This is a genomic window from Corallococcus praedator (assembly GCF_003612125.1).
Lineage (GTDB): Bacteria > Myxococcota > Myxococcia > Myxococcales > Myxococcaceae > Corallococcus > Corallococcus praedator.
Window position 1 is genome coordinate 1 of sequence record NZ_RAWI01000262.1, and the last position, 13,447, is coordinate 13,447.

Sequence of the window (13,447 nt, forward strand, 5' to 3'; positions counted from 1 at the left end):
CCTGCTGCCCGCGCCCCGCATCAACCCCTGGCAAGCCGCCCACGGCGCGATGTGGATCATGTTCACGCACAGCATCGCGTCCGCGTGCTCCACCGGCCACGCGTCGGAGCTCGCATCCAGCAGGCGCGCGGGCAGCAGGTTCGGCGTCCCCGCCTCCACGCGCCACGCGTCGATGCTCTCCAACGTCTGCGCATCTCCATCCGTCGGCTGCCAGCTCAGCCCCGGAAAGGCCCGGGCGAAGAACGCCGCGTGCTGGCCGGTGCCGCTCGCCACCTCCAACAGGACGCCGGACGCGGGCAGCACCTCCTTCAGGACGGCGAGGAGCGGTTCGCGGTTTCGCTCGGTGGCGGGGGCATGGCGCATCATGACCGACGGTCTTCCACACCCGCGCGCATGAGGGAAGGCCGCACGCCCCGTGCCAGCCCCACCCGATGCGCGGCGAACCGTCCAGGTCCTGTCGGTCCACCAGCGGACAGGCAGCCGTGCGGATTTGAAAGACAGCCCCCCTTCAAGACAGCTCCTCGCGGAAGTTTGCACCCATGGGCGACGTGAACAGAGGACGTGCGGGAATTCCGCAACAGTCCTTCGTCCTTCCCGACAACTTCCTGCGAAAGCGAGAGCGCCGTCGGCTCTCGTGGACGTCTGTCTCGCATCACCATCCAGTCTGGAGTGACCTTGAAGTTCTTCAATCGGAATGTTTCACGCATGCTGTGCTCGGTTTCCCTGCTCGCGCTCGCGAGCTGTGGGCCGCAGGATTCGGGCACCTCCTCGCTTCCCGAGCAGACCGGACAGGACGGCGTCACCGCCGGGGTCGGCACCGCGCGGCAGGCGGTGTCCACCATCGCCTACCGCAGCAGCAGCACCGCGAGCGTGGTCTCCAACACCTCGCTGACACTCGCGAAGCCCGCGGGCACCGTGGCGGGGGACGTGCTGCTGGCGCGCATCGTCAACCGCAACGTCGTGACCGCGGTGGCCACGCCGCCCGCGGGCTGGACCTTCCTGCGCTCGGACCAGAGCGCTTCGCAGATCAAGGCGTGGGTCTTCTACAAGGTCGCGACCGCGTCCGAGCCCGCCAGCTACGCCTTCACCCTGGACTCAGCCAGCGCCAGCCACCTGGCCGGTAGCATCTCCGCCTTCTCCGGCGCGAACCCGACGAACCCCATCGACGCGCAGACGGGCCAGAAGAACGGCAACAGCGCCAACCTCGACACGCCCGCGCTGTCCACCAGCACCGCCAACGGCGTCGCGGTGTGGTTCGGCTCGCAGCTGTGGTCCGGCACCGCGTGCCCGGCGAGCCCCCTCGTCCCGCCGACGGGCTTCACGGAGCCGTTCGACACCTGCCACGCGAACAGCACCGGCATCCTCTACGACGTCGCCTACAAGGCCCTGGGGGCCGCGGGGGCGCAGGGCGCCTTCAACGGCACCTCGCCCTATCCGAACACGAACATCGCGCAGGTCGTGGCCCTGCGTGAGGCGGGCGCGACCGTGTCCTGCTCCGTGGGGGACACCTTCGCCACCACGTACACCACCCAGGGCACCGTGGCGTCCACCGCCATCGTGGAGCCGTCGGGCCTGGCGGCGAGCCGCCTCACGCCGGGCGTCGTCTACGTGCACAACGAGGACACCACCGCCATCGTCGGCATCAGCACGGCGAACGCCGCCACCCTGGGCACGTTCAACGTGTCCAACGTGACGCCCGCGGACTGGGAGGACGTCGCCACCGGCCCGTGCCCCACCGGCCAGTGCATCTACATGGGGGACATCGGCCGCTCGAGCGCCAACTTCCCCACCCCGCCGTCCACCTTCGCCGTCTACCGCATCCCGGAGCCCAATATCGGCGCGGGCCAGACGAGCGGCGACCTCACCGCGACGGCCTTCCCCTTCCAGTACCCGGACTCGCCCAAGGACGCGGAGACCATCATGGTCCACCCCACCACCGGCGACATCTACATCGTCACCAAGTCCTACGCGGGCGCGAGCAAGGTCTACAAGTTCCCCCAGCCGCTGCCGGCCCCGGGCGTCATGTCCACGCTCGTCTTCGTGGCCAACATCCAGCTGCCCACCACCACGGACACCAACTACGCCGCGGCCACCTCCGGCAACATCCACCCGTGCGACAACCGCTTCCTGCTGCGCACGTACCGCAAGGTGTATGAGTTCCGCGCCGCCCCGGGCGCCGCCTTCGAGACCGCCTTCGCCGCCACCCCCGTCTCCCTGACGGACACCGTGGAGGGCCAGGGTGAGGCCATCGAGTACGACCCCACCGGCACGGCCTATTACACGATGAGCGAGTCCCCCTCGCCCTTCCGACTCAAGCGCGTCGTGCGCCAGTAGCCACAATCGCAGCCATCCCTCCTCCGAGGGTCCAGGGCCGCGTCCGGGTCTCCACACCGGGCGCGGCCCCTCGTGCTTCATGAGACATTCCGGAAGTTTCGCGCGGGAATGGAATTGTCGCTTTTACTCGTTTTTCACGTACAATCGCAGTCATGCGATTCTTCCGAACGGGTTTCGTGCGCGCCTTCGCGCTTGCGTCCATGGTCTGTGCCTGCGGTCCGCAGGAGGGCGCCCCTGGCGGTGACGTGCCCTCCAGCGAGGTCTTGCTCGGGGAGGCTCGCGCCGCGGCGGTGACGGGCCACCGGGCCTTCCGGGTGATGACGTACAACGTGCGGGGGCCGCTGGACACGGGGGTGCGCGCGTGGCCCAACCGCAAGGCGGCGGTCATCCAGCGCATCCTCGCGAACAACGCGGACGTCATCGGCGTGCAGGAGGCGCAAGCGCCCTCGGGTGGGCCCAGCGTGCCGGCGGACCTCATCGCGGGGCTCACGGGCACGGACAAGCCCTACGGCGTCTACAACCCCGGAGGCGGCAGTCCGAAGCTCATCTTCTTCAAGAAGAGCCGCTTTGAAATCGCCTCCGAGGTGGGCCAGGGCAACGAGGCGCTGATCAACCCCTACAGCGCCAGCGCGACGTGCTTCAGCCACGCGGAGGGCAAGAAGATCTCCTGGGTGGGCCTGCGCGACCTGACCTCGGGGCAGGTGTACTTCGTGGCGAACACGCACTTCGCCTACGCGGCGGAGTGTTCGCTGGGACGGTTGAGGGAAGCGGCGCAGATGGCCTCGTTCCTGGCCTCGAAGCCGGGCGGCCTGCCCGTCATCGCGATGGGCGACTTCAACGCCGATGCCCAGGGACAGTCCACGCCGGGGGAGACCACCCTGGAGGACCTGGAGGCCGGGGCGAAGCTGTTCCGCACCGCGCGCTTCGACGGCACGACGGGCGAGGACGACGCCACGTTCAACAACGCCTGGGACGGCACGCCGTCCACGAACTACTCGCGGCTGGACTACATCTTCCACAACGGGGGCGCGCTGACGTCGTCCGCGCCGGGCATCGACCGGACGGAGAGCGGTGGCAACACGCCGTCGGACCACTACCCGGTGCTCGCGACCATCCGCCCCGCCATCTTCTCCGCCGGCTCCACCTTCTCCCCGACGCCGTCGGGCGCGTCCGCGTCCACGCAGTTGTTCTTCGCGGACGTCACCGGGGACGGCTGCGCGGACCGCATCACCTGGAACTATTCGGTGGGCGAGGGCGAGACGTGGGTGGCGAAGTCGAAGTGCGACGGGGGCTTCGCGGCGGCGGTCAAGAACGCGGGCGCGACGAGCGGCGTGGCCACCACGCGCTTCTTCTTCGCGGACGTCACCGGGGATGGGTGCGCGGACAAGGTCCTCTGGCGGCCGACGCTGGGGGACGGCGAGGTGCGCATCTACCCGTCGAAGTGCGACGGGACCTTTGGCGACCGCGTGTCTGTCTTCCAGGCCGCCAGCCAGAGCGAGTCCACCCGGCTGTTCTTCGCGGATGTGACGGGGGATGGGTGCGCGGACCTGCTGCGCTGGAACCCGAAGGAGCGGAGCGGCGCGTTCGAGACCTTCGTGGCGAAGCGCGGCGCTTCGCCCTCCTTCGGCGCGGCGGTGCGGAGCACGGAAGGAGCGAACACCAGCGAGGGCACGCGCGTGTACTTCGCGGACGTGGATGGGGATGGCAAGGCGGACCGCGTGCTGTGGAATCCCGACCAGGACGGGGGCCGCACGCGGGTGTACCGGTCCACCGGCGCGGGGGCCTTCGCCTTCGCGTTCGCCCACGATGCGGGCACCAGCGGAGTGGACACGACGCGCCTCTACTTCGCGGACGTGGACGGGGATGGCAAGGCGGACAAGCTCTTCTGGCGTCCCACCTTCCGCCAGGGCCGGATGCAGATCTACCCGAGCGCCGGCACGAACTTCGCGGGCAGCCCGGTGATGGACAATACCGGCTACAGCGGTTCGGAGAATGCCGCCTTCTTCTTCGCGGACATCGACGGTCGGGGCGGCGCGGACAAGGTGTACTGGAACCCCGGCAACTACGACGGCGACACGAAGGTGTTCCGTTCGCTGGAACCGTGATGTGAGGCAGCCAGGAGGCCGGACGCCCTCCAATGGCTGTCACAGGCGAGGGAGAGACAGGTCCAGCAAACGCATCCGTCCTGCACCATGGACATGGCCCCGAAAGGGATTGCGCTTCTGCCTGGCACGGTTCACCGTTCCGACCGTGCTCTCCCTGCGCGCCATTGTCCTGTTCGCCGTCCTCGTCTCCGCGTCCGTCCGGGCCCAGGCGCCCGTGGCGGCCCCGCCCCGCTCGTACCTGCTGCGCCCAGCGCGCGTCTTCGACGGCACCACGCCCAGGCCGCACACGGGTTGGACGGTGCTCGTCACCGGTGAGCGCATCGTCGCGGCCGGGCCCGCGCAGGGCGTGAAGGTGCCCGAAGGCACGGAGGTCATCGACCTGCCCGGGACCACGCTCCTGCCCGGCCTCATCGAGGGCCACTCGCACCTGTTCCTGCACCCGTACAACGAAGCGACTTGGAACGACCAGGTCCTCAAGGAGTCCCTGGCGCTGCGGGTGGCGCGGGCCACGAACCACGCGAAGGCCACGCTCCTCGCGGGCTTCACCACCACACGGGACCTGGGCACCGAGGGCGCGGGCGACGCGGACGTGGGCCTCAAGCAGGCCATCGACCAGGGCATCATCCCGGGCCCGCGAATGGTCGTCACCACACGCGCGCTGGTCGCCACCGGCAGCTATGCCCCCAAGGGCTTCGCCTCCGAATGGGCAGTCCCCCAGGGCGCGGAGGAAGCGGACGGCGTGGACGGATTGGTTCGCGCGGTGCGCGGACAGATGGGGCGCGGCGCGGACTGGATCAAGGTGTACGGCGACTACCGCTGGGGCCCGAATGGCGAGGCCCTGCCCACCTTCTCCCTGGAGGAGATGCGCCTCATCGTGGAGACGGCGAGGAGCGGCGGACGTCCGGTGGCGGTGCACGCCAGCACGCCGGAGGGCATGCGGCGCGCGGTGCTGGCCGGCGCGGAGAGCATCGAGCACGGCGACGATGGCACCCCCGAGGTCTGGAGGCTGATGGCGCAGCGGAGCGTGTTCCTGTGCCCCACCCTGGGGGCGAGCGACGCGATGCTCCAGTACCGGGGCTGGAAGCGGGGCGTGGACCCCGAGCCGGAGTCGCTGAAGAAGAAGAACGCGGGCCTCAAGGCCGCGCTGTCCGCGGGCGTGCCCCTGTGCGTGGGCGGGGACTCGGGTGTGTTCGCGCACGGGGACAACGCGCGGGAGCTGGAGCTGCTGGTGGCCCAGGGCGTGACGCCCGCGCAGGCGCTCCAGGCCGCCACCTCCGGCAACGCGCGCATGCTGCACCGGGAGGACCGCATCGGACAGGTGAAGCCCGGCCTCCTCGCGGACCTCGTCGCCGTGGAGGGAGACCCCACGCAGGACATCTCCGCCGTGCGTCAGGTGCGGTTCGTCATGAAGGGCGGCACGCTCTACCGGCGTTGAAATCCAAGGCGCGGCCTCAAGGCCTCGCACGCGATGCGCGGGCAAGCGCGCCGTCCAGGAGCCCCGCGAGCAGCAACACCGGCGCGGCCAGCACCGCGCCGAACCACGCCAGTGCATAGAGCAGTCCCAAGCCCGCGCCCCCGGCGCCGCCCACCACGGTGCCGGACAGCACGCCCACGTACTGGCGGCCTCCGGCCAGGTGCAGCAGCAGGAAGACCGCGAAGGTGCCCAGCGCGAAGAGCACGAAGGGATGGCGCATCATCGGTGTGCCTCCAGGCCCGGCTGCGTCATGGCCAGACGCCAGAGCGGGCCCTCCACGAGTGAATACAGCAGCACCGCGTCCGCGAGCAGGTTGCCCGCTGCGAAGCGCAACCCGGTGTCGTCCCGCACGGGAAAGGCCGCGAAGTGGAGGCTGGTGAGGAGTCCGTGCAGCACCTCCTCATCGTCGAACGCCGCCGCCCCCACGAGCGCCAGCCCACTGGAGCCCGCGTTCGCGTTCACCCATGGAATGGTCGGCCCGGAGTCGATGTCCTGGACCGCCTCCCCGTCCACCGGCCACTCCGCCGCCCACGCGAAGCCAAGCGCCTGCCCCATCAAGGCCTGACGGGCCCGCTGGTACTGCTCGCGTGCGAAGTCCGCGTCCACCACCTGGAGCATGTGCGCGGCCAGCCACAGCGTGGAGCCCTCCGGTCCGTCCTTCATCACGCCGTCGTAGGTGAAGCTCGACACGAGCAGGCCATGCTTCGCCTCCATCAGGTGCTCGCGTGCGGACGCCACCCACCGGCGCAACAGCGGGCCGTGGTCCCGGCCGTCCACGACATCGGACAGGCGCAGCGCCGCGAGCGCCACCGTGTTGCAGAAGGTCCAGCCCTCGTCGGGATAGCTCTCCCCCGAAAGCACCGGAGCGCGTTCCAGTTGGCCGTTGATGAGGTCCACGCGCTCGCGCAGCAGCGGGGCGTAGTCCGCGCGGGGCTCCACCAACTGGCGGGCCGCGAGCATCAACGCCAGCTCCCCATCCACGAAGAGGCTGCGTCCCGCCGGATCACGGAAGGGAGCCCCGTGCACATAGGGCAGGAAGAAGGCCTCATGGGCCCGGCGTTCGTCGCGCAGCGTCCGCGTAATCCACGCATCCACCACCGCCAGGTGCTCTGCCTTCCGCGAGGGCTCCGACAGCGCGAGGTTCGCGAACGAGAGCACGGAGAAGGTGCGCACCATCAGGTCCCACTCCGGGTTGGTGCGGTGGAGCACGTCCCGCTCCACGCTCTCCTCCTGGAGGGAGAACACGCGCTGGCGCGAAGCCAGGGCTCCAGCGAGTCCCGACAGGTCACCGGGCAGGAACACCTGATGGAGCAGGGGAAGCCACACCACCACGGCCAACACCAGGAGGAGTCCGCGTCGCATGCCCGGAGTGTCCGTCCCCGGGCCGTCCGGGTGCGGGCCTCCGGGCCCAGCGGTCGAACGCGTGGGACGAACGGTCGCCATGTCCCAACTTGCTGGCCCCGGGTGTCTCAACAGCCATACCGCGCTGGACCTCCGCACCACGCTCGAACGATGTCCCAGTCCGCCCGGCTCCGGTGTCTGATGAGGCATGCTCGGATACGTCTGGAAATCGGTCACGGTGGGGGTCTTCCTCGTGGGGATGGGGGCGGTCCTTCCGCCTTCGGCGCGCGCCTGTGTCGCGCCCAACTGCCTGCGAGGGGTCCGCTTCCCGCTCCCACCGGACGAAGGAAGCGTGCCGGCGAACCTTCCGGGGCTGGTGGTCGTCCCACCGCTGCTGGAGAGCGTGGACCCCGCCACCGTCCGGCTGCTCCTGGCGGATGGAACCCCGGTGCCCGCGACCGTGACGGCGGGCGCCCACTCGACCCAGGTCCTGGTCCCGGAAGCACCGCTGGTGCAGGGAACGGAGTACCGCCTGGAGGCGACGGGCGTCTGCACCTTCCAGGGCACCCAGCCCGGGTCGCAGACCTTCACCGCGGGCACGGCCCTGCCGCTGCCCACGGCGCTGGGGACCCTGACGGCGGAGACTCCGCGCCGGGGAACCTTCGCCGTCTACGGAACTCCGAACTGTGGAAACACGCAGCAGGAGGGTGACTCCACCAGCCTGCGCTTCACCCCGTCACCGGAGCTGGTGCCGTTCCTGCCGTGGGTGAGCTGGACCGTGCAGGTGGATGGAGAACCCTGGTCCTACGCGAAGCACGGCGGGGTGACAGCGACGGGTGAGGAGAACTTCGACACCCGCCTGTACGAGTACAACCGCAGGCTGCTCTTCCTCTACACCGTCTGCGAAGAGCTCCAGCCCCAGGTCCCGAATACTGGCCTCACGCCCGGCCGCCACCGGGCCACACTCCAGGGAACGCTGGAGCACGCCAACCTCACGCTGCCGCCGTTGCACGTGGACTTCGAGCTGAAGTGCGCCGAGCAGCCGGTGGACCCCGAACCGGAAGAGCCGGAGCCGGAGGAGCCCGGCCCTCCTGCCTCCAGTGACGGGTGTTCACAGACTGGAGGAAGCCTCACCGCCCTGGGTCTCCTGGCCACGCTCCGACTCTGGCGACAGCGCACGCCGCGGCCGTGAAGTCAGAACGGGGGCGAGCGTTCTCGGCACATTCTACCCGGGTATAATTGACGCTCATTTATACCCGGGTAATCCGAGGCCTTCCGCGAGCTGTCCACCTGGGCCGCCGGGGGACACCTCGTCTGCGCCGAGACCCTCGCCGAGGGACTGGAGCAAGCGCCCACGGCCCTGCGGGGCCTGTTCGAGGGCCACAACCTGGGCAAGCAACTGGTCCGCATCGCGGCACCGGGCTGAGCACCGGGGCCGCGCTTGGACGACCAGCGGGCGGATGTGCTTCGCTCGCTCGCGCCCTCCACCCACGCCGGGAGCCACGAATGAAAGTCCAGACGATGCTGACCACCGTCCTCGCCGTCGCCGCGAGCACCGCGGAAGCACGTGACCCCGCGCAGGACGAGCGCGACCTGCTCAAGGTCGAAGCGGCCCTGTGCCGCGCCTTCGAGTCCGGCGATGCCGACACCTTGCGCAAGAGCCTGGACAAGCAATTCATCCTCACGGACTCGAAGGGCACCGTGACGAACTTCGACCAGAACCTCGCGGAGGTGGTGAAGCGCGATCCGGTCTACGAGGTCTTCCGCAACCACCACCAGAAGGTCCGGCTGTACGGCGACGCCGCCGTCGTCACCGGCATCACCACCCTCAAGGGCCACTCCGGCAAGACGCAGTTCGAGGGCGACTTCCAGTTCACCGACACCTGGGTCCACCGCGAAGGCCAGTGGAAGCTCGCCGCCAGCCACGTGACCCGGTTGTCCAAGCCCGCAGCCACCCCGTGAGCTCCCTCCCCCGCCCATCGCGCGGGCCGGACCGGACGACTCGAAAGGTCCACGCGGGTTGCCTCGCCAACGCCAACGGGCGAGCCTGCGCCGCATGGAGATGCATCAGGTCCGGTACTTCCTGGCGGTGTCGGAGGCACGCAGCTTCACCCGCGCGGCGGAGCGCTGCCACGTGTCCCAGCCCACGCTGACCGCCGCCATCAAGAAGCTGGAGGCGGAGCTGGGCGGGCCGCTGCTGCTGCGCGACCGGGGTGGCGCGAAGCTCACGCCCCTGGGCCGGCTGGTGCTGCCCCGACTCCAGCGCATCGACGACGAGAGCCGGAGCGTGGCGCTCATCGCGGAGAACCACCGCCGCCTGAAGCAGGTGCCCTTGCGCGTCGGGGTGCTGTGCACCATCGGTCCCGCGCGCCTGTCCGGTTATCTGGCGGCGTTTCGCGCCGTGGCGCCCGGGGTGGAGGTGGAGCTCCAGGTCGGCACGCGCGACAAGGTGCTGCGACACCTGGAGGAAGCGGAGGTGGACCTCGTCATCACCCACGCCGCCGCGCCCACGCCCGACTGGTGCGTCATCACCCCGCTCTATGACGAGCGCTACCTCGTCGTGCTCCCTCCCGGCCATCGCCTGGCCGCGCAGGACACCGTGCGGCTGGCGGAGCTGTCCGATGAGCCCTACATCGACCGGCTCTCCTGCGAGATGCGCGAGGAGGTCGGGGCGCTGTGCACCTCTCGCAAGGTGGCGCTGTACGCCAGCTACCGCACCGAGCGCGAGGAGTGGGTGCAGAGCCTGGTCGCGGCGGGCGTCGGCTTCGCCTTCATGCCCGAACACTCGCTGCTGCCCGGCGCCACCACCGCGCGGCCCCTCGTCGAGCCTTCGCTCCAGCGCACCATCTCCCTGCTGCGCTCGGGGGACCGCACCGCGCCGCCGGTCGCGAAGCTCTTCTGGCGCACCCTGCTGGAGAGCGCGGGCCGCCCTCGCCCGGGCACCTGAAACGAAGCGGGGCGCGAGGACCTCCTCGCGCCCGGAATCAAGGCAGCCGGAAAGACGCTCAGCGCTTCACGGCGAGCACGTCCACCTGCTCGATGGCCGGCGGCTTCGCGAGCAGCTCCGGCGCCTGCGCCATCAGGGCCGCGGCCACCTTGCCGCCCAGGTGCGCCTTGCGGCCCGCCTCGTCGGGGAACGTGTCCACGATGCCGAACGTGGTCGGCGACAAACGAATCGCATACCAGTGCAGCGTGGCCGGCTCGTCACGCACGATGGGCAGGCCGCCCTCCAGGAACTTCCGCACATCCCCCTCCTTGCCCGGCTTCGCCTCCAGGATGACCACCAGCGCCTTCTGGTCGGTCGCATCCGGAGTTCCCGGCGCCTTCACCGCGAGCAGGTCCACCTGCTGGATGGACGGGGGCGTCGACAGCAGGTCCGGCGCCTGCGCCATCAGGGCCGCGGCCACCTTGCCGCCCAGGTGCGCCTTGCGGCCCGCATCGTCCGCGAAGGTGTCGAAGATGCCGAACGCGGTCGGACCGAAGCGCAGCGCGAACCACTGCGCCGTCGCCGGCTCCTCGTGGACCAGCGGCAGGCCGCCCTCCAGGAACTTCTGCACGTCTCCCTCCCTGCCCGGCTTCGCCTCCAGGCGCACCAGCAGGCCCACGTGCACGTTCTCCGCCTTCTGCGATTGCGTCGTCGTCGTCATGGATTCACCCGTCGTGCTCTTGGTGGAAGACGCGCAGCCCAGCCCCACCAGGGAGATGGCCAGCGCGAGGAAGGTCATGCGGTACGGCTTCAGGAAGGCATTCATGGAAGGCTCCAGGCTCCAGGGGAGGTCAGGGGCGCTCTGGGCGTCACCGCGTCCGCGACAAGGACACGTATAGTCCTCGCTTCCGGCCACCGTGAGGCCCTGGCGCCAATGGATCGATAGCCATTGCCTATGCACGAAAGCCCTCGGGGCCGCTCCCGGGAATGGCGAGCCCCGCGCCGGCCTCCCGCGCTCAGTCCCCGTCCGTCGCGGTGGCGAGGCAGGCCCCCAGGCGCCGCAGCCCTTCCGGAATGCGCGCGGTCGGCAGCGTTCCATAGCCCAGCACCAGCCCCGGCCGGGCGCGCGGTCCGGCGTAGAAGCGAGAGAGGGTGACGAGTCCCACGTCCGCCACCCGCGCTCGCGCCACCACCTCCCGCTCCAGCTTCAAGCCGCCCCGCCGGAAGGTCGCGCTCAGGTGCAGGCCCGCGACGGAAGGCACGACCTGGAGCCAGTCTCCGCAATGGCGCGCAAGGCCTTCCGCGACGCGCGCATGGCGCTCCTCGTATTCACGCCGCATCTTCCGGATGTGACGCGCGAGCATTCCTCCGTCGATGAAGCGCGCGAGGGCCGCCTGTTCAGCCAGCGGGCTGTGCAGGTCCATCACACGCCGGGCCTGGCGCAGCTCCCGCTGGAGTGACGGCGGCGCGATGAGGAATCCCAGACGCAGCGTCGGGAGCATCACCTTCGAGAACGAGCCCACGTAGAGGACGCGCCCGGAGCGATCCAGGCCATGCAGCGTCTCCAGGGGGCGGCCTCCGAAGCGGAACTCGCTGTCATAGTCGTCCTCGACAATCACCGCGTCGCGAGGCTTTGCCCATTCCAGGAGCGCGCTGCGCCTCGCTGGGGACATGGGCATGCCCAGCGGGAACTGGTGCGAGGGCGTGACATAGACGAGCCGCGCGGAGTCCGGCAGCGCCCGCACGTCGAGCCCTTCCGCGTCGACGGGGACGGGCACGACGCGCGCGCCCAGCGCCTGGAACACCTGCCGCGCGGGGGGATAGCCCGGCTCCTCCACGGCCACGCAGTCTCCCGGCTCGATGAGCACCCGCCCCACCAGGTCGAGCGCCTGCTGCGCACCATTCGTGATGAGGACGTCCTCCACGTCGGCATGGACACCTCGCGCGACCCCCACGTGCCGGGCCACCGCCTCGCGCAGCCCGTGGTGCCCCGCCGAATCCACCACGCAGCCTTCGGGCAGCGCGGCGGCTCGGAGCTGGCGCGTCACCAGCCGGCGCCACGTCTCGAAGGGGAAGCGCTGCGCATCCGGCACCCCGACGTCGAAGTCGTAGCCCGCGAAGGGCCGGCGCTCGGGTTCATCCGGCAGCGCGCGCCAGAAGGCCCGTGCCCGCAGCCGCACCCGGGAGGCCCGCCCTGCCCGGCCGTCCCGGGGAAGAGGCTCGCCCTGGACGAAGCTGCCCGCCCGCGTGCGCCCCTCCAGGAGCCCTTCGGCGGTGAGCCATTCGTAGGCCAGCCCCACGGTGTTGCGGGACACATCCAGGCGCAGCGCCAGCTCCCGGGTGGGCGGCAGCCGCTCCCCCCGGCGCAGGCGCCCGTCGAGGATGGCCGCGCGCAGCCCCCGGTAGATCTGCCCCGACAGGTCCCTGCGGCCCTGGAGGGCGACGTGGAAGTCCATGCGGGATGCTCCCACGGATTGGCCCAGTGGGATTCATCATTCCTGGCCCTGTCACGGGTCCAGGAACAAGGCACCCTGCCGTCATGAACCCATCCCATGACTTCGCATCGCACCCCATCGACTCCGACCGCATGGCGTGGACTCCGATGGGGCCTCCCGGGCTCTCCTTCAAGCCGCTCCGCTTCTTCCGGGACGGCAGTGGCTGGATGTATCTCTTCCGGCTGGAGCCCGGCACCCGCATCCCCCGGCACCGCCACACCGGTGAGGCGCACGGCTTCAACGTCTCGGGCCGCCGCCAGCTCCTCGACACCGGCGAGGTGATTGGCCCGGGCACCTACGTCTACGAACCCGCCGGCAACGTCGACAGCTGGCAGGTCGTCGGTGACGAGCCCGTGGTGCTGCTCATCAACGTGCGCGGCGCCATCGAATACCTGGGCCCGGACGGCGAGGTCCTGGGACGGGTGACGTCCGCGGACCGGCTGGTGACCTACCGGCGCTGGTGCGAGGAGACCGGCTCGGCGTTCCTCGCCACCCTCGAATAGCCCCTCAGGGGACGCGGATGCCGTGGCGCAGGAGCGGCGCCTTCACCTGCGCCTCCACGGTCTCGTGGGTCACCGCGATGGAGTCCTGGGACCTGGGAGGTGACGACGGGGTCTGCGTCCAGGGGGAATCGCTCAGGGTCGCACTCGCGCTTCGCCGGCCCGACAGCTCGCACGGAATGCTACCCGAAGGCCCCGTGACGTGCCATTCCACGCGGCGCCCGAAGTCTTCTTGAAAGGACACGCGACGATGCCCCCCAGGCCCACCCCTC

General features: G+C 70.3%; 12 protein-coding genes and 1 pseudogene. 7 read left to right on the forward strand and 6 right to left on the reverse strand.

Annotated features, from left to right (window positions below; translation table 11 throughout):
- The coding region (locus D7Y13_RS27840) for a DUF938 domain-containing protein (protein WP_120630820.1) at positions 1 to 366 on the reverse strand (366 nt) is incomplete at its 3' end.
- A gap of 339 nt (positions 367 to 705) precedes the next feature.
- Between D7Y13_RS27840 and D7Y13_RS27845 the strand changes: the two genes are divergently transcribed.
- The 3 genes from D7Y13_RS27845 to D7Y13_RS27855 all read left to right on the forward strand — a co-directional run bounded on the left by D7Y13_RS27845 (position 706) and on the right by D7Y13_RS27855 (position 5,874).
- Complete coding sequence (locus tag D7Y13_RS27845) at positions 706 to 2,334, forward strand: cell wall anchor protein (protein ID WP_233595343.1); 1,629 nt, start codon at positions 706 to 708, stop codon at positions 2,332 to 2,334.
- A gap of 152 nt (positions 2,335 to 2,486) precedes the next feature.
- Complete coding sequence (locus tag D7Y13_RS27850) at positions 2,487 to 4,439, forward strand: FG-GAP-like repeat-containing protein (protein ID WP_120532455.1); 1,953 nt, start codon at positions 2,487 to 2,489, stop codon at positions 4,437 to 4,439.
- 145 nt (positions 4,440 to 4,584) lie between these two features.
- Entirely contained in the window at positions 4,585 to 5,874 is a 1,290-nt protein-coding gene (locus D7Y13_RS27855) for a metal-dependent hydrolase family protein (RefSeq protein ID WP_233595344.1), read from the forward strand.
- Between the two features lie 16 nt (positions 5,875 to 5,890).
- Here D7Y13_RS27855 and D7Y13_RS27860 read toward each other — a convergent pair whose 3' ends face one another.
- Together D7Y13_RS27860 and D7Y13_RS27865 are read right to left on the reverse strand one after the other, a co-directional pair.
- Positions 5,891 to 6,136, reverse strand: coding sequence for a hypothetical protein (locus tag D7Y13_RS27860; protein WP_120532454.1), 246 nt, complete (start codon positions 6,134 to 6,136; stop codon positions 5,891 to 5,893).
- A complete protein-coding gene (locus D7Y13_RS27865) occupies positions 6,133 to 7,275 on the reverse strand; it encodes a linalool dehydratase/isomerase domain-containing protein (RefSeq protein ID WP_120532453.1) in 1,143 nt (380 codons plus the stop codon). The genes D7Y13_RS27860 and D7Y13_RS27865 overlap by 4 nt, the downstream gene beginning before the upstream one ends.
- Before the next feature lie 331 nt (positions 7,276 to 7,606).
- Between D7Y13_RS27865 and D7Y13_RS27870 the strand changes: the two genes are divergently transcribed.
- The 3 genes from D7Y13_RS27870 to D7Y13_RS27885 all read left to right on the forward strand — a co-directional run bounded on the left by D7Y13_RS27870 (position 7,607) and on the right by D7Y13_RS27885 (position 10,201).
- Complete coding sequence (locus D7Y13_RS27870) at positions 7,607 to 8,446, forward strand: hypothetical protein (protein WP_233595345.1); 840 nt, start codon at positions 7,607 to 7,609, stop codon at positions 8,444 to 8,446.
- A gap of 314 nt (positions 8,447 to 8,760) precedes the next feature.
- The gene (locus D7Y13_RS27880) at positions 8,761 to 9,216 is read left to right on the forward strand and encodes a nuclear transport factor 2 family protein (protein WP_120532451.1); all 456 of its coding nucleotides are present in this window, start codon (positions 8,761 to 8,763) and stop codon (positions 9,214 to 9,216) included.
- Between the two features lie 94 nt (positions 9,217 to 9,310).
- On the forward strand, positions 9,311 to 10,201 hold the full coding sequence (locus tag D7Y13_RS27885) for a LysR family transcriptional regulator (RefSeq protein WP_120532450.1): 891 nt from the start codon (positions 9,311 to 9,313) through the stop codon (positions 10,199 to 10,201).
- Positions 10,202 to 10,259: 58 nt separating this feature from the next.
- Here D7Y13_RS27885 and D7Y13_RS49550 read toward each other — a convergent pair whose 3' ends face one another.
- Both D7Y13_RS49550 and pdxR read right to left on the reverse strand, forming a co-directional pair.
- Positions 10,260 to 11,006 carry a putative quinol monooxygenase gene (locus tag D7Y13_RS49550; protein WP_233595346.1) on the reverse strand — a complete coding sequence of 249 codons (747 nt, stop codon included), beginning with the start codon at positions 11,004 to 11,006 and terminating at the stop codon, positions 10,260 to 10,262.
- A gap of 190 nt (positions 11,007 to 11,196) precedes the next feature.
- Positions 11,197 to 12,636 carry a MocR-like pyridoxine biosynthesis transcription factor PdxR gene (pdxR, locus tag D7Y13_RS27895; protein ID WP_120532449.1) on the reverse strand — a complete coding sequence of 480 codons (1,440 nt, stop codon included), beginning with the start codon at positions 12,634 to 12,636 and terminating at the stop codon, positions 11,197 to 11,199.
- A gap of 83 nt (positions 12,637 to 12,719) precedes the next feature.
- Here pdxR and D7Y13_RS27900 point away from each other — a divergent pair, with 83 nt between their 5' ends.
- On the forward strand, positions 12,720 to 13,178 hold the full coding sequence (locus D7Y13_RS27900) for a cupin domain-containing protein (RefSeq protein ID WP_120532448.1): 459 nt from the start codon (positions 12,720 to 12,722) through the stop codon (positions 13,176 to 13,178).
- Between the two features lie 4 nt (positions 13,179 to 13,182).
- On the opposite strand, the pseudogene D7Y13_RS27905 reads toward D7Y13_RS27900, so the two are convergent.
- A pseudogene (locus D7Y13_RS27905) lies at positions 13,183 to 13,447 on the reverse strand (hypothetical protein); the annotation flags it as partial.

Bases quoted from the DNA above. Each gene is read 5' to 3' on its own strand.
- D7Y13_RS49550 (WP_233595346.1), bottom strand. From the start codon at position 11,006: ATGAATGCCTTCCTGAAGCCGTACCGCATGACCTTCCTCGCGCTGGCC.
- D7Y13_RS27865 (WP_120532453.1), bottom strand. From the start codon at position 7,275: ATGCGACGCGGACTCCTCCTGGTGTTGGCCGTGGTGGTGTGGCTTCCC.
- D7Y13_RS27860 (WP_120532454.1), bottom strand. From the start codon at position 6,136: ATGATGCGCCATCCCTTCGTGCTCTTCGCGCTGGGCACCTTCGCGGTC.
- pdxR (WP_120532449.1), bottom strand. From the start codon at position 12,636: ATGGACTTCCACGTCGCCCTCCAGGGCCGCAGGGACCTGTCGGGGCAG.
- D7Y13_RS27885 (WP_120532450.1), top strand. From the start codon at position 9,311: ATGGAGATGCATCAGGTCCGGTACTTCCTGGCGGTGTCGGAGGCACGC.
- D7Y13_RS27850 (WP_120532455.1), top strand. From the start codon at position 2,487: ATGCGATTCTTCCGAACGGGTTTCGTGCGCGCCTTCGCGCTTGCGTCC.
- D7Y13_RS27880 (WP_120532451.1), top strand. From the start codon at position 8,761: ATGAAAGTCCAGACGATGCTGACCACCGTCCTCGCCGTCGCCGCGAGC.
- D7Y13_RS27845 (WP_233595343.1), top strand. From the start codon at position 706: ATGCTGTGCTCGGTTTCCCTGCTCGCGCTCGCGAGCTGTGGGCCGCAG.
- D7Y13_RS27900 (WP_120532448.1), top strand. From the start codon at position 12,720: ATGAACCCATCCCATGACTTCGCATCGCACCCCATCGACTCCGACCGC.